This is a genomic window from Pseudoalteromonas sp. SG45-2 (assembly GCF_014164115.1).
Lineage (GTDB): Bacteria > Pseudomonadota > Gammaproteobacteria > Enterobacterales > Alteromonadaceae > Pseudoalteromonas > Pseudoalteromonas distincta.
In genome coordinates, this window is sequence record NZ_JACJEO010000001.1 from 34,439 (window position 1) to 58,270 (window position 23,832).

Below are 23,832 nucleotides of genomic sequence, written 5' to 3' on the forward strand. Positions count from 1 at the left end.
TATATAAAGATACCTATAGGGATAGATAGTATGAAATCTTCACGGACGTTCAAGCCAACGGGCTCGTCTGATGCTAATTTTTATCGGTTATTCGATATTTTTGCATTATTTTTAGCCTTTCAATGCTCAGCTTTATTTTATAGCTTCGAGCTTTCTCCCATCTATATGGTTTCGGTTTTAACTGTTGCTTTGAGTTTTTTATATTGCGCTGAAATATTTTCCGCTTATCGCTCTTGGCGAGCAGGTAAATTTAGAACCATGGTGCTTTGCGCTTGGGGTGCTTTGTTTTCTGCATTTGTTGTTTTGTTTCTTATATCGTTTGCTTTTAAGTTTACAGAGTCGCTTTCGCGTATTGGGTTAGGTCTGTGGTTTTTATTAAGTATCACTTACTTATATGCATGGCGCTTTGTAGTGCATTTATACAAGCGTCATAGACGTAAATTAGGTTTGAATTTACGCAATGTCGCAATTGTTGGAGCAACAGAATCAGCGGTTAATTTGTATAATGAAATAACTAAAAATGACGAACTCGGCTTTAATTTTTTAGGTTTTTACGATGACCGCCAACCAGAACGCCTGTTTGAAAACTCAACAAAACATGATGTTGCAGGACGTATTCAAGATGCGGTTAATGCAGCTCGCAATGGTGAAATAGGTGTTTTGTATATTGCATTGCCAATGAAGGCAGATAAACGCATAGCTGATATTTTGCGTCAACTAGGTGATACAACGGTTGATGTGCATATAATTCCCGACTTTTTAATATCTAATTTAATACACGCGCGTATAGAGCATGTAGGTGACGTTGATACACTTAGTGTATTTGAATCACCATTCATTGGTGCCCGTGAATTTATAAAACGTACTGAGGATATAATAGTAGCCTTTATTATTTTAATGCTGATATCGCCTATTTTAATTGCCATTACATTTGCTGTTAAATTTACATCTAAAGGGCCTGTAATTTTTAAGCAAGACCGGTACGGATTAGATGGGCGTAAAATTAAAGTATGGAAGTTTCGCTCAATGAGTGTTACCGAAAACAGTGCAGTGGTTACACAAGCTACTAAAAATGATGCACGTATAACACCTTTAGGTGGTTTTTTACGCCGTACAAGCCTCGACGAATTACCTCAGTTTATAAATGTTTTGAAAGGCGATATGTCTATTGTAGGGCCACGGCCTCATGCTGTTGCCCATAATGAGGAATACCGTAAAAAAGTAGAGTTTTATATGTTACGCCATAAAGCTAAGCCAGGAATTACTGGTTGGGCGCAAATTAATGGCTGGCGCGGCGAAACCGATACTCTTGATAAAATGGAAAAACGTGTTGAATTTGATTTACATTATATTAAACACTGGTCTTTATGGTTTGATGTTAAAATTATTTTTATAACAATTTTTAAGGGATTTAAAAATGCAAATGCATACTAAAAAACTAGTTTCATTAAGTGCTTTTTTAACTGTGGTTGTGGCTACACCTGTAGCAGCTAACTTAAAGCCTGGTAGTGTTATCACTAAAGACGGTGCTGAAATTACACCGACTTTACAAACAGGTATTAGCAGTAACAACAATTTTTTTAGCACACCAGAAAACGAAGAGTCGCGATTAATCTGGACTATTACTCCTAATATAAAAGCGGCGATTGAAGATGGCCCAGACAGCTATAATCTTGATTTGCGTTCAAGTAGCTCGTTACATAATAAAGATACCGCTGACAATTTCACTCAAGTAAATATTGGTGCTGGTGTGCATAAAGAATTTACTAGCCAACATCGTTTGGATATTAACGGTGATGCCGATTGGCTATATGAACCTCGAGGTAGTGGCTTAACTGAAGGTCTTGGTGATGCTGTTAATGAGTTAGTTAAATATCAGGAGCAAAATGTCTTAGCGCGATACGAATATGGTGCACAAAGCTCAAAAGCACAAGTTGCTTTGAAAGCTGGTTTTTTTAGTAAGAAATATCAAAACTTTAGAGAAGTATCGCAATATCGTGATTATGATAAATCGTTAATTGGCGTAACTGGCTACTATAATACTCAAGCATCAACTCGTACCTTTTTAGAGGTTAAACAAGAAAACTATCGTTACGACTCTCTGCAAGCTAATGGTATATCACGCGATAGTGACGACGTGAAAATACTTATAGGTATGGAGTGGGAAGCGACAGCCGTTACTTCTGGATCATTTAAGTTGGGTTATCAAAATAAAGATTTTAGCTCAAATGAGCGTGAAAGCTTTAGTGGTTTAAGTTGGGAGGCTGGCGTTAGTTGGCAACCACTTAGTTACTCTACCGTGCAATTTAAAACTAGTCGCTCAGCTAAAGATCCTTTAGTGCAGGGCGATTACATTAAAGAAAGTACATATGGTGTTAATTGGACTCATAGCTGGAGCGATTATTTAAGCTCACTAGCGGGGCTTAGTTATACTAATGAGCAATACACTGGCGATATTGGTCGTAAAGATAAAACTAAAAGCGCGCGTTTAGGTTTAAACTATGTTGCGAGTAAGTTCGGGATGGTATCTACCTATGTAGACTTTATTGATAAAGATTCTACCCAAAGCGCAATAGAATTTGATCGTATTATTGTTGGTGTTAATTTTACATTTGCATTAAAGGCTAATTAATGAAGTTTATTTTTAGTTTAACGCTGCTATTTTTAAGTAGCGTTTGTTTTGCTCAAACTGCACACAGTTATGTATTAGGTGCAGGCGATAAGGTTGAAATAAAAGTATTTGGACAGCCTGATTTAGAAGTTACTGCATTATTAGGGAATAGTGGAGAGATCAACTACCCGTTTTTAGGAAAAGTTAAACTAGCGGGGCTTAACATTTCTGAGGTTGAGCAGGTTATCACTCAGGGATTAAAGCCTGACTACTTAGTTAATCCAAATGTTTACGTTCAGGTTGTTCAATATAGGCCTTTTTACATACATGGTGAAGTTGAAAGCCCAGGGGCTTACCCTTACCAGCCGGCTATGACAGTTAACCAAGCCATCGCCCTAGCGGGTGGTTTAACTGAGCGAGCCTCTATTGATAAAATTTATATTTTTAAAGAGCAGACTAAACAGCAGCAACAAAAAGGTAGCTTAAATAGCCAAATTGCAGCGGGCGATACTATAAAAATTGAACAACGCTTGTTTTAAGCAATCTATAAGGCAGTATTTAATGAACCAAATAAATGAAAGTATAAGCAATAATGAAGAGATTATTGACTTTGGTGCTTATCTCAATGTTGTAAAGCGTGCTAAATGGCGAATTTTAGGGTTTTCTATAATAGTTACACTTCTTACTATTATGGTTTCACTTACCTTAGTTCCTAAGTATGTAGCCACAGCTACATTATTAATTGAAGCAGAACAGGCTAAAGCTGTTAGTTTTCAAGAAATATATGGCTTAGATTCTAATAAGAAAGAATATTACCAAACTCAGTTTGAAGTAATAAAGTCAGACAGTATAGCCCGTGAAGTTATAACTAAGCTGGATTTAAAAAGCCATAGCGACTTTATTGGAAAACCTTCAGCTATTGGGGAGTTCAAATCTTTTGTTAAAAAATCTTTGCCTTTTTTAAATAAAAAAGATACTACAGTATATTCTCCGCAAGAACAGGCTGAACGTAAAATGATTGGCTTATTGGCCGCATTTAGATCTCGTCTAACAGTATCACCAATCTCTAAAACTCAGTTAGTAAGAGTAAGTTTTGAGTCGAGTGACCCAAAATTAGCTGCGCTTGTAGCTAATACTGTTGGTGAAGTTTATATCGAAAGCCAAATACGTGCCAAAATGGGTATTACTCAACAAGCATCAAGTTGGTTAAACACACGTCTAGCGCAATTACGCATTCAGTTAGATAACTCAGAAGAGCGTTTGCAAGCTTATCGAGAGAAACAAAAATTAGTTGATATTGAAGGTATAGCAGGACTTGCCACACAAGAGCTTGAGCAGATTTCTCAGCAGTTAATTGTTGCGCGTAAAGAAAAAAACAACCTTGAAAGTATCAACAGGGTAATTAGCGAATATGGTAATAATAATTTGGAGCTTTTAGGCAGTATGCCGGAAATAACATCACACCAAGTTATCCAAAATGTTAAAAGAGAAGTGGTCATAGTTGAGCGTAAGCTAAGTGAGCTAGGTGAGGTGTATGGCCTTAAACACCCTCGCATTATTTCTGCGAAAGCAGAACTTGCAACCGTTCAAAGTAATTTGAATAAACAGATAAAAGGGCTTGTAACAGGTATTGAAAAAGAGTTAAACCGAATTGCGCGCACTGTGAGTGCTCTCGAGGGGGATTTAGCTAAAATACGTGCTGAATATCAAGATATTACTCGTAAAGAGACTCAATATAATCAATTGAAGCGTGAAGTAGAGACCAATCGAAATATATTTAATACGTTTTTATCACGTTCAAAAGAAACTGAAGTTACTAGTGATTTTAGCTCTGCAACTGCGCGCTTTACAGACCGTGCATATACGCCTAGAGACCCATCAAAACCAAATAAAAAGCTCATTGTTGCACTTGCCTTTTTTGCAAGCCTAGGCTTTGCACTAGTTATGAGTATTATATTTGATGCGCTTAATGACACTGTTAAAACTAAAAATGATGTTGAAAACAAGTTAGCTCAGCGTATGTTAGGGTTATTACCGCACGTACCGATGCCTAAAAAGAGTGTATTTCCGATACATGCGTACCTTGAGGGTAATTATAGGCGTTTTGCAGAATCGGTACGTACGTTTAGAACTAGTTTGTTATTAACTCAGTTAGAGCGGGATCATAAAGTAATTGCAGTTACTTCTAGCTCATCGGGGGAGGGGAAAACGACCACTTCAGCTAATTTAGCGATGTCGCTTGCACAAATGGGTAAAGTATTATTAATTGATGCTGACCTACGCAAGCCAAGTATTGCTAAACGCTTTGATATTCCGGTATTTCACCCAGGGTTAAGCAATTTAATAGTGGGTACTGAACAGTTAACTGAATGTGTACATGTTGATGTAGAATCGGGCGTAGTTATTATGCCAAGTGGCCAAATTCCTAGTAACCCGTTAGAGCTTTTATCTAACGCACGCTTTAGTGAAGTAATAAAGAGACTTAGAGCTGAATACGACTATATAATCATTGATACACCACCAACACAAGCCGTGAGTGATGCATTAGTTATAGCGCAAAGTACAGACTCAGTAATTTATGTTGTTAAGTCGGATATTACGCGCATAAAACCTATTAAAGCGGGTATTGAGCGTTTATTTGAAGCTAAAGCGCATGTTGCAGGTATTGTGCTTAACCAAGTAGATATGGGTAAAAGTAAAGACGAACACAGCCATGGCTATTACGACTATTACGACTATTCACAAAAGCCTGAGCAGCCAAATGCATAGTAAAATGGTAAAGCAGTGATTGATATTCATTCTCATATTTTGCCAGGAATTGATGATGGTGCTAAAGATTTAATGGAATCTTTAGCACTATTAACTATTGCACAAAATGATGGTATTACCCATATGGTTGCCACGCCTCATATACATATTGGGAGATTTAATAACTCGGTCTCACAATTGTATAGCGAGCTTGCTAATTTGAAAGCACAGGCATTAGTAAATAATATTAATATTAAGCTAGCTGTAGCCGCTGAAGTTAGGCTTGATGTAGAGCTAATGAGTTTGGTGCTTGGTAATAAACTCCCGTTCATTGGTACGCTTAATTCAGTAAATTATTTACTATTGGAGCTACCACACTCTCATGTACCGCAAGGTTACGATAAGTTTATAAATTGGCTAGCCAAACAAAATATAAAAGTGATTATTCCTCATCCTGAGCGTAATCGTGATATTCAAGTAAATCCTTTTTATATTAATCGTTTAAAGCAATTAGGGTGTGAGTTTCAGTTAACAGCGTCAAGCATTGAAGGTGCATGGGGCGAAACTGCAAAAAATATTAGTATAGATATGCTAAAAAACGGTTTAGTAACTTATGTTGCATCTGATGCCCATTCAGTTAAGCGCAGGCCGCCTATTTTGAGTAAATCTAAGCAAATAGTTAGTGAGCTAATTGGTCAAAATGATGCACATGATTTATTTTTTACTAACCCAATGCGTTTAACTGAGTCGTTGTTTAATGAGTAATTTAAATACAAACCGCCTCACACAAATTGCAATACTTGCAGTTGCTACATTAGTTATAGGTTATCAGAGTTTACAAAGTATGCGTGCAAATACATGGTATTTTAATGCAGTCAATATTTTAAAGCAGCCTGTAAGCACAATTACTCCTGAAGAGCTAGAGCTTGCAGATAAGGCAATTACGTATGCAACAAGCCAAGACCCTTTACAGCCTCATTACTGGCAGTTAAGTGCTTATATAACAATGCTCAATCTAGCTGTAACTAGCGAGCAAAATAAGAATAAGCTTTTGGTTTATCAACAAGCAGAAAAAGATTTATTAAAGTCATTAGAGTTAAGGCAAACATGGTCAGAAACTTGGATTGCACTAGCGCAAGTAGTTAGTTATCAAGAAGGGCCTACAGAACGAGTATATGAGTATATTCAGCAGGCTAAAAAATTTGGGCCGTACAAGTTTGATGTGCAGCTTGGCATTATTCAAATAGCGTTAATGAACTGGCAGCAACTTTCCCCAAAATATAGAGCATTGTATGTGGCCGAGCTTAACTCTTCAGTTCAGTATGGCAATAAATTTTATGAGATTTTCAGATTGGCAGAGAGAATTAATCGTCTACCTATAATGTGTTTATCACTGCAATTTGGTTCTCATCTTGAAGCCATTAGAAGAAATTATACCTTTAAAGATTACTGTGGCTAAAATAACTAATCGGTTTTAGGTAGATAATATTGGATTCGAATTTCCAGAGACGTTAATTATTTCTTTTTTCTCTGAAAATAAAAATTATAGAGCTATAAAGGGTGTTTTGGCTATGAGGTTTATTGGGTTGGATGGTTTGAGGGGCTTAATGTGCCTTTGGGTAGTTATTGGTCATTCAATAACTATGGCTGGAGTTGAGTTAGATAAAAACTCTTTCTTTGGTAAAATACTTGGAAAAGGTTTAGCCGTAGATGTTTTCTTTATAATAAGCGGATTTGTAATTACTTTATTACTTTTGAGTAAGGATACACCTTATGGAAAGTATCTTAAGCAAAGAGTACTGAGAATTTTTCCTGCTTATTTATTCTTTTTATTATTATCAGCTTTGATACTTAATGAAACTCTATTTACTCTCCAGAATTTTCCTGAAGACATAGGGAAAACTGCTGATAGACTAAAATATACAACTGCCTCATTAGAAGACTTTAAATTGCACTTTTTTACTCATTTATTCATGCTCCATGGTATTACTCCATCGTTCATTCTTAGCAATCCCACATACACCATAATGGGCCAAGCTTGGAGCTTAACACTTCAATTTCAATTTTTTCTCCTTGCACCACTTTTTATATTTATTTTGCGTAAACATGCTTTTTTTCTAGTATTCATAGTTGTATTGATTCTAGCTTCAAGTCGATTTTTTTTGGATATAATGGGGCACCACTCATTCTTTTTAGTTAATTCTAATATGTTTTTTGTGGGTATGTTTAGTGCGATTTTATTAAATGCTAAGAAAATGAATAAATTAACAAATAAAAATTTTTATTCTGCATTAATTATATTCTTACTTTCCGTATCACTTTACCAATGGGTTACTGAACGGTTTTTAGCAGCTTTACCTATTATAATTTGGTCTATTTGCTTTTTTATTGAGGTTTCTCTTATAGCTTCTCCGCTAAAGTCGCTTTATAGAGTGGTGTTAACTAATCGCATTTCAATATTTTTAGGTAACATATCTTACTCAATGTATTGCAGTCATATGTTTTTCCTTTATGGTATTTCATTTGTTTTGATTAAATATAACACTGTTTCAACGTTCTATACTCCTACTATGCTCATAGTACCTTTTTTACTTACGATTCTTGCATCGCATTTCTCGTATGAATATATTGAAAAGTACTTTATTAAATTAGGTAAAAATTCGAAAAAAAATAATTTCCAACAGCGTGCTATTTAATCTAGTGTTATTAGCGAACTTGTATGTAAAACGAGAGTTGTATTAGAAGGCTTTAAGCTTTAGAAAAAGATTGACTCCTAGAAACTAACCGATTTGAATCTAGCACAATAAGCAACTCTTATGGGCGCTTACAATCATTAATTCACAAAATCATTCATATTTTAGATGAAGAAATTCGGGAGATTGAAATGAAATTGATCTCCTCATTTCAGCTGGTTCCATAATGAAAGTTAATCATGAATTATTTCTCAACAGCAATTTAAGCAGCCGCTTATGTTGGCTCAACACCAAAGTTAAATGAGTCTGGCTCATTCAAAGGAAGAACCACTTTAAGTAAAGTCGGGGCATCACGGATTAGAACGAAGATATTTTTAGCAGCAGTCATAGCGGGTACCCATAACCTTGATATAAGTGCAAAGAGAAGTGACTTCTAGCGGCAGACAGAAGCAAGATGTAAGACTTAGGAGCTACAATGAAATGAGAAAGCTAATTAAAATCTGCTATTAGTCTAATAGAAAACCAAGTCAATACCGATATGAGTTAGCATAAAATCAGGGTTGCGAGTGCTACGAAGTGACGGGATTTACACTCTTTATAAAAATATTAATACACTCTTGGCTTGTGTACTCTCTAAGGTATTACTAAACTCAATGAAGACACTTATCAACATGTCTACTACTTAGCTGTCTCTAGCTAACTAAGCAATTTATTTTCAATTTGACTAAGCATAAAGAGGAGTTTCTAATGAAAGTCCAATCAAGCGCTATATTAATTAAACTTTTAACTATTTCTTTTTTTATATTTTTATTGTCTATAAGTAAAGGTTATTCCAAAAGTTTTCAAGATGAATCAAAACACCAATTAGGTGATAGACTTTTATCTACTTTACTTGCGAATGAGGCGCACTCACACGCACTCACAGATGCCATAGCTTCATTGTCAAAAAGTGATGACATTATTTATTTGAATGATATGCAAATAAAAACAACTATTGAGCTGTACAAAAATGGATTTCTCGAAGCTATTTCTGATAGTAAATATAAACGTTTATTATCTTTAGAGGAGCGAAGTCCTTCAAAGAGGATAGAAATATTACAAACTTTATTTATTCTATTTCCTAGTAGTACTCAAGCCATAATTTCCTATCTAATTAAAAATAACCTTTATGATAAAGAAACTCTGTTTTCAATTTTTTTTAAGAGTAAACCTGATCTTTCAGTTGCTTCAGAAAATACAACTGAACCTGACATTATGCGAATTGGATGGGGAGGGGGAGGTGCCTTCAGTAGTATTGTTGAGTATAAAAACGAGGTTTATGCATCTTCTGATGTTACAGGAGTATGGAAGTATTATGGAGATAGCTGGCAGCCGTTTGTAAAAGGACTTACAAACTATAATATTACTGGTCTTTTAGTTCACAACGACACTTTGCTAGCTGTAACAAAAAAACAGGTTCTTGAACTCATAAATGAAGTTATGTGGTCCCCTGTAGGTTTAAAGTTAAATACCTACCGAAGTACTACTCTTCAGTTATTTTCAACATCGCAAGCAGGTACTACTTGTTTTGCGGCATTAGAGGCTCAATTAGGGTGTATAGATATTTCTGGTGATGTTACAAAAAAGCCACTTTCAATTGATAAATTAAAAGGGGTTTATTTTGATGAGAGTCCAGATTATATATATGGTTATAATGGCACTAATTTGTACCGAATAAATCTTCTTGATGGTAGCCACAGACTTGAACACACCTTTAAAGAGAATATCCTACGCATTGCGCGAATAAGTGGTAATGCAAACGCTTTTGTTTTCACAACTAAAGGAGTTTACGACCTCAATTCTCACGTACCTATAAACGCAGATCTAGCTAATAAAAATATAGTAAATGTTTTTATTGATAACAGATTGGATAATAAGAATTTTATAGCTTTAGGGAGTACTTGGAATGTAAGCCTGTATGAGTTAATTGTAGAACCTTTTGGGTTGTCATTAGGTTCGAAGGTGTCTGTAAACTATGGTACATCACTACCTTATAGGAAGTGGCGTAAATCTATAACTAAACCAATTGGAATGCCGAGTGCGGTTAAGGGTAGCATATGGTTTAGTGATTACTGGGGTATATATCAACATGATAGAAAATCGGGTAATTTCTATGAGAAGTCTTATAACGCAAGTAACTTTGTAGGCACTGATATTCATATTGATAATGAAAAGCTATATATTGCTAGTATGGATAATGGCTTGGTATCAATGGAACTGAATCAACCAAACCAATTTATAAATATTTTCCCTAGAACTTCTGGAGACTGGTTATTAGCTGGACACTCATGGTCAGTGGAAACTAACGATGAGGCTGTTTTCGCTACCTTATCTCCTTGGAATTTGCCCCAAGACTATTTGATAACTGCAGATAAAAATAACAATTTTATTAATGTGCAAAGAATAGACAGTTCTCAAAGTAGAAATGATAGTGGCTCTTTTTGGGGGCAAAGTTATTCAAGGAAAATTTCAATATCAGAAAATATCTATGTATACAAGGATGGGGACAATGGTGGTTTGTATAAGTTATCACCGTCGCTTGATGAGAATATTGAACAAAGCACCAGTGAAAAAGTATTTTCGACTAATCATAATAGAGTTTATCGTTCCCTTATAAAAACCGATGACTTTATAGTGACATATCATATTGATGATGAGGAAATGTTGTACTTTCATGATGTTGATAATGGAAGCTTAATTAAAACGGTAAAAGCTCCAAGTGGCTTTTGGGCTTTCAATCTAGAGTATATTGATGGATCTCTATACCTTTTAGGTTCACTTGAGAAGGCTGTAATTTACAAGTTTAACGAACGTGATAGTACTTTTACTGAAATAGTTAACGAACCTTCATCCTCTGCTTTTTTGAGTATGAAACAAGCCCCTGACCATTCGCTCACTATTGCGGGTGCAGTAAGCTGGGGGGGAGAGTCTAATGGTAAAGTGCTATTAAATACTTCACAAAACAATGGCTGGATAGATATGACGTGTTTAATGGCGAACGAAAGTGGTGTTGTAGATATTGTCTATACTGACGATAGTCGGTTTGTATATCTTCTTCAACAGGTCGGTTCTATAATCAGGATCAAAACCTCTATTTTGAAATATTACCAAGGCTGTTAAGTTTAGCTAGATAAATACTCGCATTTTAATTAGTCCTACAACTTAGTTGCTCTCTCAACTGCACGAAATAAGGCTTCAGTAAATATAGTTTGTGGTGGGCAATATAATTAGCGATGGATTTATGTGGAACCTAGTATAGTTTCCAGCTCATAAGGTGTCAGCATAACACTATAGCTCTGAGTTAATATTAGGGCATATTAATAGCTGTAAAAAGAAAATACTTTTCAATTAGAATAAGCCATTTTAAATATGCCTAAAATAGTAGCTTGGTGTTCTTAACTGGTGAAATGCATTATTAAAATACAAATGCAAAAAGGCTTATTGATTTTTAACTACTTCTAATAGTGTAGTGTTTTTTACTTTTTTGGTAAGCAAACACTCTATTAATCAAAAAAGCCCAGAGCTATTTTTGCTCTGGGCTATAAAATGACTCTAAATTGAGCCTAGCGTTAGCTAAAACACTTTCTTGGTTCATTAGGGAGAAGAAGAAAGTACTTTAAAGTGTAGTAAAACTACTAAATAAAGCATAACTAATTTTGCCCCTTGGTTACATTTGATAACAAAGGATTAGATTAATTATGTGTAATTTGTACTTTAGTTTAACCCCAGCTTATTAACTGCGTATTTTGCACTAGATCTCGTGGTAGTGAATTTTTAATCTTATTTTTTTGCCATTTCCCCAGCCCAATAGGGCAACCACACAGTGTTAATACCACTTCACCAATTGTTTGAGTTACTTCAGTTAAGCGTATATCTTTACCTTGAAAATAATCATTTGCTTGCTCGTTATTTAAAGCAAATATATTGTTTTTACACTCATTGCCAAATACGGTTGCAAATTCGTGCGTTAGTCTCACGCCATTTTTATGAATAATGCCAATTTGAATACCTAAGCGTGCGTACTTAATTTTATTTTGCAGGGCTTCAAACCCCTGCGGGAATAACCAAAGTTCTTTATCGCGCTGCATTAAGTTGCCAGGTAGGTTAGTTAACCCAAAATGCTTTTTAAGTGATTGCATAAATGCGGCACTTTGCTTTTTATCAAACTCGTTAAACGGAAATGCGCCTTTTTTAACTGTTTGATTTGGATTATTACAGCTTGTGTGCTTTTTAAACTTAGCAATAAAAAAGCCTTCGCTATCGAAGGTTTGCGGCCATACATGCAAATAGCCTTCACTTGTTGTTGCTTTACTTGCACCTTCAAATAAATCACTTAGCGACTCAGGCGCTATATAGTCGCCAAATTCACTCAGTAAATAATCGCACACTTGTTGGTTTTCGAGCGGGGTAAGTGTGCACGTTGAATACACTAATGTGCCACCTGGCTTTAATGCGTAAAATGCACTTTTAATTAAGTCTTTTTGCACTTGGGCTATTTGTATGTTTGATTCTATTGACCAGTTTTTAAGTGCGTCGGCATCTTTACGAACTGTACCTTCGCCAGAGCAGGGCGCGTCTAGCAATATGCTATCAAAGCATTCAAACATGTAGTTACCAAATATAACACCATCAAAATGCGAGAGCGCACAGTTACCTACTCCCATGCGTTTTAATGTAGCGCTAAGTACTTTTAGGCGCGATGACGAAAGCTCGTTTGCAACAAGTACACCTTGGTTATTCATAAGCGCAGCTAGTTGTGAGGTTTTAGAACCCGGTGCTGATGCCATATCAAGCACATAATTATTTTGAGAGTCTGCGAGTTCAATACTTTGCTTTAAGGCGATGGGCGGCAGCATTGAACTTGCTTCTTGTACGTACATTGCACCGCTTAGGTGTAAGTCGGTATTACCGAGGGCTAGGTTTTGTTCTTCATTGCTTGGGCGCTCTAGCCAAAAGCCTTCACTGCACCAAGGGATTGGGGTTAGCAGCCAATTTTTTTCAGTTGCACGTTTTACAAATTCTTCAATGCTAATTTTTAAAGTATTAACGCGGATAGATTTTCTGAGTGGCCTGCGACACGCATTTAAAAAGTCATCTAAGTTTAGATGCGCTGGTAAATAGGTTTTTACGTCGTCAATAAAGTGCTCAGGAATAAAAGTGTTGGCGTTCACGCGTTAGCTCATACTATAAAAATAAAGCGCGATAATAGCATTTATATAACGCATTTTCAGCGTTTAAAAACGTAACATCCAATTCACTGCTATGTCGACACTTTATTGGTTTGGCCTATTTTAAAGCGTATTTTATACGACTTTAGATTAATAGTGTCGACAATGGGTGTGTTTTTCAGCCGTTTTGATAGGTTTAAGGGTTGACATGATTTTTTAATAAGCCCATAGTAACCACATTAATTGTCGACAATCTAAAAAATAACTTATGACACACACGTTTTTAAACGAAGCGCCTATAACTACCGCATCAGATCAAGTATTTGTAGATATGCGCCGTGAGATTGTTGAGGGCAGCATAGTTCAAGGCAGTAAAATATCAGAGCCCGAGCTTGCCAAGCGTTATGGTGTAAGCCGTGCAACGCTTAGAGAGGCGTTAAATCGCCTAGAAAGTTGCTACCTTGTTGAGCGTAAAGCTAACGTAGGTTGCCGAGTAGTTGCTCTTACCGCTGAGCGCTTGATTGAAGTGTACCAAGTTCGCAGTTCGCTTGAAGGCTTAGCATGTAGGCTTGCTGCCGACAATATGGAACCCGAAGAAGTAAAAGGCTTAAAGCAATTACTTAATCAGCACCTACAAACACAACGTGTTAAAGAGGGCGAATCTTATTATCAAGAAGCCGGCGATTTAGATTTTCATTATCGTATTATTCAAGGCAGTAAAAACGCGCATTTAATTCATTTACTATGTAATGAGCTCTATCAATTAATACGGATGTACCGTGTACAAATGGGTATGGTGGGGCCGCGTGTATCAAAAGCGTTTGATGAGCATTTAGCTATTATTAACGCCATTGAAAACCACGACGGCGAACTGGCCGAAATGCTTATGAAGCGCCACATCAGTGCATCGCAAGCAAATATTCAAACCAAATTTGATTTATTAACTGCTAAAAGTTAAGTAGAGCAGTTAAACAGTCACAATTACAGATTAAAACTATAAGTTACTCCACGTAGCAACCGTTCAAAGTTAGGAGAAAGTAATGTCAGCAGGATTAAAATTTAAACAGGCTATTGCTAATAATCACCCTTTACAAGTTGTAGGGACTATTAACGCATATACAGCGATGATGGCTGAAAAAATGGGTCACCAAGCTATTTACCTCTCAGGTGCCGGTGTTGCAAACGCCTCGTTTGGTATGCCTGATTTGGGTATGACAAGCCTTGATAACGTGCTTGAAGATATTCGTCGTATTACTGGTGCTAGCGATTTACCACTACTTGTTGATGCCGATACCGGTTGGGGTGGGGCATTTAACATTGCACGCACAGTAAAAGAAATGACTAAAGCGGGTGCGGCGGGTTTTCATATAGAAGATCAAGTAGCGCAAAAGCGCTGTGGTCATCGCCCTAATAAAGAAATTGTAAGCCAAGGTGAAATGGTTGACCGCATTAAAGCGGCGGTTGATGCAAAAACCGATAGCGATTTTTATATTATGGCGCGTACCGATGCATTTCAAAAAGAAGGTTTAAACGCCGCTATTGACCGTGCAGCTGCCTGTGTTGAAGCCGGTGCTGACGCTATTTTTGCAGAAGCCGTACACGACCTTGCTGATTACCAAGCATTTGCAAAAGCGATTAACGTTCCAATTTTGGCAAACATTACTGAGTTTGGCCAAACACCTATTTACACAAAAGAGCAGTTAAGTGATGTGGGCGTTAAAATGGTGCTTTACCCACTAAGTGCATTTAGAGCCATGAACAAAGCGGCATTAAATGTGTATTCAGCAATTTTAAATGAAGGCTCACAACAAAGCCAAATTGAAAATATGCAAACGCGCTCTGAGCTTTACGACTTTTTAGATTACCACACGTACGAGAACACACTCGACACCCTTTTTTCATCAAAATCTGACAAATAACAACTATTAAAATAGATACCACACACAAATTTAAGATAGGAGAAGATCATGGTAGATAAAGCATTAAGCGGCGCGGGTTTACGCGGACAAGTGGCTGGTCAAACAGCATTGTGTACTGTTGGACAAAGTGGTTCTGGTTTGACGTATTGTGGTTACGATATTAGCGAACTTGCCGAAAAAGCGCAGTTTGAAGAAGTGTCTTTTTTACTTTCACGTGGTGAGTTACCAAACACAAGCGAATTGGCAGAATATAAAGCAAAACTAAAGAGCTTACGCGGCTTACCAGATGCACTTAAAACCGTGCTTGAAAATATTCCTAAAAACGCGCACCCAATGGATGTAATGCGCACGGGTTGCTCAATGTTGGGTAACCTTGAAATGGAGCTTGATTTTAGCCAAGCTAATGATGCAATCGACCGTATGGTTGCTGTGTTCCCAAGTATTATTTGTTACTGGTACCGCTTTACACACGATGGCGTACGCATTGAAACACAAACTGATGACGACTCAGTTGGCGCACATTTTTTAACACTGTTACATGACAAAGCACCTAGTGAATTGTTTGCACAGGTAATGAATGTATCACTAATTTTGTACGCAGAGCACGAGTTTAACGCCTCTACTTTTACAGGGCGTGTGTGTGCATCAACTTTATCTGATATTCATTCTTGCGTAACTGGTGCGATTGGTACGCTGCGTGGTCCATTACATGGTGGTGCTAACGAAGCGGCAATGGACATGATTCAAGGTTTTACAAGCGCTGAACATGCTGAGAAAGAAATTATGGGCATGCTTGAACGTAAAGACAAAATAATGGGCTTTGGTCATGCCATTTATCGCGAGTCTGATCCGCGTAATGTAATTATTAAAAAGTGGTCTGAAAAACTAGCGGCTGTGGTGGGCGATACCGTGCTTTACCCTGTGTCTGTTCGTTGTGAAGAAATTATGTGGCGCGAGAAAAAACTGTTTTGTAATGCCGATTTTTTCCATGCATCTGCTTATCACTTTATGGATATTCCAACTAAATTATTTACGCCAATATTTGTAATGAGCCGTGTTACTGGCTGGACTGCCCATGTAAAAGAGCAGCGCGCTAACAACCGTATTATTCGCCCAAGTGCCGATTACACTGGGCCTGACGCACGCAGTTACACACCAATAGAGTCACGTTAAAAAAATGGGTGAGCACGCATGTGCTCACTTTTTTATTGCACATAGCCATTAGCGAGTAGTTTTTCTCAAACTTTTTATTAAACACGCTAGCTGTGAGCAAACACCGTCACCAAATTAGCGAACCCTTACCATGACCATAATTAATAACACCCAATACCGTAAACCCTTACCAGGCTCAAACGTCGACTATTACGATACGCAAGAAGCCGTGGATGCAATTAAGCCAGGTGCATACGCCACGCTACCTTATTCATCACGTGTATTTGCTGAAAACCTAGTACGCCGATGCGACCCCGCCATGTTAACCGATGCACTTAACCAGCTAATTGAGCGCAAACAAGATTTAGATTTTCCGTGGTATCCGGCGCGCGTAGTGTGCCACGATATTTTAGGCCAAACAGCACTTGTTGATTTAGCTGGGCTTCGTGATGCAATTGCAGCAAAAGGCGGCGATCCGGCTAAAGTGAATCCGGTAGTACCGACGCAGTTAATAGTGGATCATTCACTGGCGGTAGAGCATGCCGGTTTTGATCCTGACGCATTTGAAAAAAACCGCGCCATTGAAGATAGACGAAATGACGACCGTTTTCATTTTATAAACTGGACTAAAACAGCGTTTAAAAATATCGACGTTATTCCACCGGGTAACGGCATTATGCATCAAATTAATCTTGAAAAAATGTCGCCGGTTATTCAAAACCGAGATGGCATTGCATTTCCAGATACACTAGTTGGTACCGACAGCCACACGCCACATGTTGATGCACTGGGCGTTATTGCCGTGGGTGTAGGTGGGCTTGAAGCTGAAAGCGTTATGCTGGGCCGCGCTTCTTATATTCGCTTACCTGATATTGTAGGTGTTGAGCTTACAGGCAAACGCCAACCCGGTATTACCGCTACCGATATTGTGTTGGCCATTACTGAATTTTTACGCGAACAACGTGTTGTGTCTACTTATTTAGAGTTTTACGGTGAAGGTGCCGACGCGCTAACACTTGGCGACAGAGCAACCATTTCAAACATGACGCCTGAATTTGGCGCAACTGCCGCCATGTTTTATATCGATGATAAAACAATAGATTATTTGCGTTTAACAGGGCGTGAAGAAGAACAAATTGCCCTTGTAGAAAACTACGCAAAAACAGCAGGCCTTTGGAGCGATAGCTTAAAAACCGCAAAATACGAACGTGTACTTAAGTTTGATTTATCAAGCGTGGGGCGCAATATTGCAGGTCCATCTAATCCGCACCGCCGTGTATCGACAAGCGATTTAGCTAAAGAAGGTATTTCGGGCGTTGTTGAAAATGAAGAAGGCTTAATGCCAGACGGCGCATGTATTATTGCGGCTATTACTAGTTGTACTAATACCAGTAATCCACGCAATGTAATTGCTGCAGCACTCCTTGCCCGTAATGCAAATGCTAAGGGTTTAATGCGCAAACCTTGGGTTAAAACTTCATTAGCACCAGGCTCAAAAGCAGTGCAATCATACCTTGAAGATGCAAACCTACTAACAGAGCTTGAGCAACTTGGCTTTGGCATTGTTGGTTTTGCGTGTACAACTTGTAACGGCATGAGCGGGGCGCTTGACCCTGAGATTCAAAAAGAAGTAATTGAACGTGATTTATATGCAACGGCTGTACTTTCAGGTAATCGTAACTTTGATGGGCGCATTCATCCTTATGCTAAGCAAGCATTTTTAGCGTCACCTCCTTTAGTTGTTGCGTACGCTATTGCAGGTACTATTCGCTTTGATATTGAAAAAGGGATACTTGGACAAGATCAACAAGGCAACGATATTACGCTTAAAGATTTATGGCCATCTGACGAAGAGATTGATACGGTTATTAAGCAAAGTGTTAAGCCTGAGCAATTTAGAAAAGTATACGAGCCGATGTTTAATTTAACCGTAGATTACGGTGAAGATAACGACCCACTTTACGATTGGCGCCCAGAAAGTACGTACATTCGTCGCCCTCCTTATTGGGAAGGTGCACTTGCGGGTGAGCGCACTATGACCGGTATGCGCGCGCTTGCAGTACTTGGCGATAACATTACAACGGATCATTTATCGCCATCAAATGCAATTATGGCAAGTAGTGCTGCTGGCGAATACCTGACCAAAATGAACGTCCCAGAGGAAGACTATAACTCGTACGCAACGCACCGGGGCGATCATTTAACAGCGCAGCGCGCAACCTTTGCAAACCCAAAGCTGCTAAACGAAATGGTGTTAGATGAAAACGGCGACGTTAAACAAGGTTCTTACGCTCGCCTAGAGCCACAAGGCACTAATACCCGTATGTGGGAAGCAATCGAAGCGTATATGGAGCGTAAACAGCCACTTATTATTGTAGCCGGTGCCGATTACGGTCAAGGTTCGTCGCGCGATTGGGCTGCAAAAGGCGTAAGACTTGCAGGCGTTGAAGTAATAGCAGCAGAGGGCTTTGAGCGTATTCACCGTACTAACTTAATTGGTATGGGGGTTTTACCGCTTGAGTTTAAAGCAGGCACAACGCGTAAAACTCTAAAGCTGGATGGCAGTGAAACGTACGATGTAACGGGTGATTTAAAACCAGGCGCCACAGTTAATTTAAGCATTACCCGCAAAGATGGTGAAGTGCTTACTGTGCCTATGAAATGTCGTATAGATACCCAAGAAGAGCTTTCTATTTACGCAGCTGGTGGTGTGTTACAACGCTTTGCTCAAGACTTTTTAGAAGCAACGCAATCTGCATAAGGGCAAACACTATGTTTAAACCGCAAATTAAAGTGCCTGCAACTTATATGCGTGGCGGCACCAGTAAAGGTGTATTTTTTAATTTAACTGATTTGCCAAAGCCTGCTCAAGTAGCAGGCGAGGCGCGCGACAATTTATTACTGCGTGTTATTGGCAGCCCCGATCCGTATACCAAACAAACGGATGGAATGGGCGGCGCTACATCAAGCACCAGTAAAACCGTAATCCTAAGTAAAAGTGAGCAAGCCGACCACGATGTTGATTACTTGTTTGGTCAAGTGGCGATAGATAAACCTTTTGTAGATTGGAGCGGTAACTGCGGCAACTTAACGTCAGCAGTCGGAGCTTTTGCCATTAATAATGGTTTGGTCGATAAAAACCGAGTACCTAATAACGGTGTTGCTATTGTGCGTGTGTGGCAGGCTAATATTAAAAAAAGCATATTAGTGCATGTCCCTATGACCAATGGCGAAGTACAAGAAACCGGCGACTTTGAGCTCGATGGCGTTACATTTGCTGCAGCTGAAGTAAAACTTGAATTTATAGACCCAGCTGATGGCGATGGCGCGTTATTCCCAACAGGTAACGTAGTTGATGACTTAGAAGTACCAGGTGTTGGTACTTTAAAAGCCACGATGATAAATGCAGGTATTCCTACTGTATTTATTAACGCCGTTGATATTGGTTATACCGGCACAGAGCTGCAAGACGATATAAATAACGATGTTGCAGCGCTTAAAAAGCTTGAAACCATTCGTGCTTATGGCGCTGTTAAAATGGGCTTAATCACTAATATTAGTGAAGCGCAAGCTCGCCAACATACGCCAAAGGTTGCGTTTGTTGCAGCGCCTTTAGCTTACAAAGCGTCTAGCGGTAAAATGATTGAGGCTGGCAATATCAACTTATTAGTACGTGCTATGTCTATGGGTAAACTGCACCACGCCATGATGGGCACAGCCGCTGTAGCTATTGGCACTGCCGCAGCTATTGAGGGCACACTTGTTAATATAGCCGCTGGTGGCGGTGCATTGAGTGAAGTTAACTTTGGTCATCCGTCGGGCACGCTAAAAGTAGGTGCTGAAGCTAAAAATACTGCAGGTAATTGGCTAGTTACCAAAGCAAGCATGAGCCGCAGTGCACGAGTATTAATGGAAGGGATTGTAAGAGTCCCTTACTAATCATTGGTGAAGTTAAGCGCAACTAAACATTTATTTTAGTTAAGCAAACAAATTTTATAAACGTTTGCTTAGCTAAAGTAAAACCTACTCACACTCGTCATAAATAATCCTTTTTCATTAATTTTTCGAATTATCGTCTTTTTTCGCTCTCATCCACCGCATTTACTTGAAGAATATAATTAACAAACTAGATTATATGTAATATTCATTTAATAAAGTGAATATATTGTATCAATATGTGCTGGTTCTTTATGAGTGTCTATAGGTTATTGAATAATAGAGATGCTGATAAAGAAGTAGCTCATAGAATAAAGATAAATACTTCTATAAAACGTATAAATATGTAGCATAACTATATAGCTTAATGGTATTTTTAATGTTCTAGTAACAAAAGTTATGATTGTGTACTTTTTTGATGCTTTTTGAATATAAAAGCTTACATAAATCACTATCAACTAAACTAATTTCTGATACTCATTCCAGGCTATCAAGGAGAAATAAATGGTAAAGCGTACGATCAAATTTACACCTATTGCAGCTTCAGTTGCACTTACATTAGGCTTAACAGCATGTGGTTCTGATAACGACAGAAATATTCCTGTTACACCTGTAGAATCTTTCACTGCAACGGGCGATGCACAATTTAACATTGAAGTAACAGGTAAAGCAGTTAAAGGTTCAATGAAAAGTGCAGTAGTAACTGTAATGACTTTAGATGCATCTGGTCAAAGCGTTCCTGTTGCATTTCGCTCAGCTGCTTCAGCAGAGGCTGAGTCTTTTTCTGAAGAAGCACTATCACAAGATGCTGCAGATGCAGCGGTAGAAGCAAGTAAAATTGCCGCTAACCCTGAAGTGCTAACTGATGAAAACGGTCGTTACAGCATCTACCTAGATGATGATTTTACTGGACCTGTTTACATTACTGTTAAAACGTCTGAAGAAGGCGATGATAGCTTTTTACGTTGTGATGCTTACGTAGGTTGTGGCACTTACGATGAAGCGCCAGAAGTTGACGACGAAAATGATGGCGATACTGATATTGAGTTTGGCGAATGGTACAAAACTGACCTAGAGCTTTCTGTTGTTAAGTTTATTCCAGCTGTTGAAGCAGATACATCTGGAGCGAGCGGTGCAGCTGGCGACGATAATGTTATAGGTTCTTATAAAGCTAATGTTACTTTTTTAACATCGTTAGTGGCGGGTCTTCTTCTTGACTCAGGTTCAAGTGTAGATGAAGACGCTATTGCTACAGCTAGCTTAAACACTGTTGTACAAGTGATGGGTCAAGACGCAGCACTTTTACTTTCTGCTATTATTGGCGATTTATCTAACGGCGGCGCTGTAGATTTAAGCAATGTTGATGGCGAAGAAGAACTTACTGACGGTATTTTAGCAATTGCACAGCTTTCATCTTCAATTCAAGGTTTACCTTCAATTGGTGATGTAATGAGCAGCATTAAAGCTGGTATTAAATCAGGCCAGTTTAAAGGTAATACTGACGCTGGCATTGCTGCAATAGCTACAATGTTACAAACAGCAATTACAAATACTGCAAACATTTTTGTTGCTGTAGCAACGGGTGATGAAACTGCAATTGAAAATGCTTTAAAAGCGGCATTCTCTATTAACAACCCTAATGCAACACAAGCACAAATTGATGCGTTTGCCGCTAATTCAGTAGGTATTGCTAAAAAAGCAAAAGCAGCTAAAGACAAAGCTGTTAAAAATGGTGCAGCAACTGATGCCGGCCTTGCAGCCGCTGCAGTAAAAGTTAAAAAAGCACTAGAAGTAATTGGTTGTACTGGTGCAGAGTGTACAGTTGGAGATGATTTTTATACAGCTCTAGCAGCTGCTTTAACAGTAGAAGTTACAGCTTCACAGACTGCACTTACTGCATTAGAAATGGATATTGAAACAGCTCAAAGTTCACTTGCTGATGTTCAAGCAATGGGTGGCGATGCTCTTACGGCTGATAACGCAGCTGCATTTGTAAGCGCTGTAACATTACTGAAAAATGAAGCTGCTACTGCTGGTTTAACAGCTAAAGCGGGTTCTATTTTTGTTAAATCACAAGGTTATGTAACTGCTGCAAAAGCGTTAGTTACTCAAAGCTCTGATTACCAACAGATTCTTGATTCTGCAACGTCTTTACAAACAGATGCAGGTGTTGCTGTAACTGACACCGTTGCATACGACGCTGCATTAGCTGCACTAGTAGCGGAAGCAGAAGCAGCGATTGAAACGTTTGATATTGCTCTTGCTGCTGCAAAACTAGTTGCTGAAGACACTGCAGACGTTGCTGATGAGAAAAAATCAGCAGCAGACACAGCTGAAGCAGCTTCTACAAGCGCACTTGCTAACGCAGAAGGTGCAATGGTAGATACAGCCGCAAACGCAACTGAAGCTCTTGAGCTTGCAATGACTGCTGTTACTGCTGCGTCTGACTTTGCTGCTGCTGTTGATGCACTTGAAATTGCTATTGAGCAAGCACTTGTTGCTGCTAATGCTTACCTAGACCTTGAAGGCGAAGGCGCACAAGCAATGATTGATGCGCTTACAGCTATGCAAACAGCTGCTGAAGCTCAAGGTGAACTAGCTAGCGAGCAATTTGTAACAGCTTATAACCTACAACTTGTTGCTGAAGCGGCGGTTGCTAAACTTGAAGTACTAACTTCTGTTAAAGCTACATCAGAGTCATTATCGACTATGACTGTGCTTACTAACACTGGCGGTCAAGCGGTTATCGATGCAGCAGATGTTCTTGCTGACGTAATTGATGAACTAGCTGAAATGGGTAACTCAGGTGAAGGTACTTCTACTCGTCAACCTGATTGGTCATATAACTATGACTTAGATGCGCTAGTTTTAGAATTAGAGAACGAAACTACCGGTGAAATGATCAGTGCTTCAGCTTCTTACCAAGGCGAGCAATTAGTTGTTGCTTGGGGCGCTACATTAATGGGTGAAAATGACGCAACTGTTTCACTTGTTACTGCTGATACACAAGCACAAGCACTTGAAGATTGTGTTGATTTTGCTGCAGGTACAATTGATGCTACGCAAATTGATTCATGTTTAATATTCACATTTGATGGTGCAGTAAATGCTGACACAATTGATGATGCTGAAATTATCGATACGCAAGCTTGGAACCACGTTGAAATTATGGACGGTGATTCTGGTTTCACTGGTATGCTAAACCTTACTGCAACTGAAGAGTCAGATTCTTCAAGTATTACACTTGAAGGTATGTCTGGCGACTTAGACTTTAAAGTAATGGGTATGGTTGACAGTAGTGGTGATGAAGATGAAAGTACATTAGAAGTTATGGTTAAAGGTGACGCAGCAATGGGTTACACATTATCTCTAACTGGTATGGAATCTACAGGTTACACTGGTGATGTTAAAGCTATGTACAATGGCGAAATGATGTCATTTGGTACTGCTTCTAAAGTTACTAACGGTGTATCTATCACTTACATCGATGGTGATGTAGTGCCTTACACTGATGTTGATTTAATTGATTCATCTAAGTAATATTTAAACTATAAAAGGGGAAAGCA

General features: G+C 38.5%; 15 protein-coding genes and 1 pseudogene. 15 read left to right on the forward strand and 1 reads right to left on the reverse strand.

The genetic code is table 11. From position 1 onward, the window contains the following. Positions 1-30 precede the first annotated feature (30 nt). The 9 genes and pseudogenes from H5116_RS00170 (at position 31) to H5116_RS00210 (ending at position 11,211) form a co-directional block, all read left to right on the forward strand. A complete protein-coding gene (locus H5116_RS00170) occupies positions 31-1,434 on the forward strand; it encodes an undecaprenyl-phosphate glucose phosphotransferase (protein ID WP_182715294.1) in 1,404 nt (467 codons plus the stop codon). After that, positions 1,418-2,632 carry an outer membrane beta-barrel protein gene (locus H5116_RS00175; protein ID WP_182715295.1) on the forward strand — a complete coding sequence of 405 codons (1,215 nt, stop codon included), beginning with the start codon at positions 1,418-1,420 and terminating at the stop codon, positions 2,630-2,632. Before H5116_RS00170 ends, H5116_RS00175 begins: the two co-directional genes overlap by 17 nt. Further along, positions 2,632-3,150 carry a polysaccharide biosynthesis/export family protein gene (locus H5116_RS00180; RefSeq protein ID WP_182715296.1) on the forward strand — a complete coding sequence of 173 codons (519 nt, stop codon included), beginning with the start codon at positions 2,632-2,634 and terminating at the stop codon, positions 3,148-3,150. The genes H5116_RS00175 and H5116_RS00180 overlap by 1 nt, the downstream gene beginning before the upstream one ends. 22 nt (positions 3,151-3,172) lie before the next feature. Further along, the gene (locus tag H5116_RS00185) at positions 3,173-5,380 is read left to right on the forward strand and encodes a polysaccharide biosynthesis tyrosine autokinase (RefSeq protein ID WP_182715297.1); all 2,208 of its coding nucleotides are present in this window, start codon (positions 3,173-3,175) and stop codon (positions 5,378-5,380) included. Positions 5,381-5,395: 15 nt separating this feature from the next. After that, a complete protein-coding gene (locus H5116_RS00190; RefSeq protein WP_101216707.1) occupies positions 5,396-6,124 on the forward strand; it encodes a tyrosine-protein phosphatase in 729 nt (242 codons plus the stop codon). Next, complete coding sequence (locus tag H5116_RS00195) at positions 6,117-6,818, forward strand: VpsP family polysaccharide biosynthesis protein (RefSeq protein WP_182715298.1); 702 nt, start codon at positions 6,117-6,119, stop codon at positions 6,816-6,818. The genes H5116_RS00190 and H5116_RS00195 overlap by 8 nt, the downstream gene beginning before the upstream one ends. Before the next feature lie 112 nt (positions 6,819-6,930). Continuing rightward, a complete protein-coding gene (locus tag H5116_RS00200; RefSeq protein WP_182715299.1) occupies positions 6,931-8,055 on the forward strand; it encodes an acyltransferase in 1,125 nt (374 codons plus the stop codon). Between the two features lie 326 nt (positions 8,056-8,381). Beyond that, positions 8,382-8,489: pseudogene (locus H5116_RS20505) on the forward strand (IS110 family transposase); the annotation flags it as partial. 310 nt (positions 8,490-8,799) lie between these two features. Continuing rightward, entirely contained in the window at positions 8,800-11,211 is a 2,412-nt protein-coding gene (locus H5116_RS00210) for a hypothetical protein (RefSeq protein WP_182715300.1), read from the forward strand. A 599-nt stretch (positions 11,212-11,810) separates the two neighbouring features. On the opposite strand, the gene rsmF is transcribed toward H5116_RS00210, so the two are convergent. Then, the gene (gene rsmF / locus H5116_RS00215; protein ID WP_182715301.1) at positions 11,811-13,262 is read right to left on the reverse strand and encodes a 16S rRNA (cytosine(1407)-C(5))-methyltransferase RsmF; all 1,452 of its coding nucleotides are present in this window, start codon (positions 13,260-13,262) and stop codon (positions 11,811-11,813) included. Positions 13,263-13,527: 265 nt separating this feature from the next. Here rsmF and H5116_RS00220 point away from each other — a divergent pair, with 265 nt between their 5' ends. From H5116_RS00220 to H5116_RS00245, 6 genes are all read left to right on the forward strand, one after another. Beyond that, the gene (locus H5116_RS00220; protein ID WP_024590401.1) at positions 13,528-14,217 is read left to right on the forward strand and encodes a GntR family transcriptional regulator; all 690 of its coding nucleotides are present in this window, start codon (positions 13,528-13,530) and stop codon (positions 14,215-14,217) included. Positions 14,218-14,299: 82 nt separating this feature from the next. After that, complete coding sequence (gene prpB, locus H5116_RS00225; RefSeq protein ID WP_182715302.1) at positions 14,300-15,178, forward strand: methylisocitrate lyase; 879 nt, start codon at positions 14,300-14,302, stop codon at positions 15,176-15,178. A 48-nt stretch (positions 15,179-15,226) separates the two neighbouring features. Continuing rightward, complete coding sequence (gene prpC / locus H5116_RS00230) at positions 15,227-16,351, forward strand: 2-methylcitrate synthase (RefSeq protein WP_182715303.1); 1,125 nt, start codon at positions 15,227-15,229, stop codon at positions 16,349-16,351. Between the two features lie 130 nt (positions 16,352-16,481). Continuing rightward, complete coding sequence (gene acnD, locus H5116_RS00235) at positions 16,482-19,091, forward strand: Fe/S-dependent 2-methylisocitrate dehydratase AcnD (RefSeq protein ID WP_182715304.1); 2,610 nt, start codon at positions 16,482-16,484, stop codon at positions 19,089-19,091. 11 nt (positions 19,092-19,102) lie between these two features. Continuing rightward, positions 19,103-20,269 (forward strand): 2-methylaconitate cis-trans isomerase PrpF, encoded by a 1,167-nt coding sequence (gene prpF / locus H5116_RS00240; protein WP_182715305.1) that lies wholly within the window; start codon positions 19,103-19,105, stop codon positions 20,267-20,269. A gap of 501 nt (positions 20,270-20,770) precedes the next feature. Further along, on the forward strand, positions 20,771-23,806 hold the full coding sequence (locus tag H5116_RS00245; RefSeq protein ID WP_182715306.1) for a hypothetical protein: 3,036 nt from the start codon (positions 20,771-20,773) through the stop codon (positions 23,804-23,806). Positions 23,807-23,832: the final 26 nt, after the last annotated feature.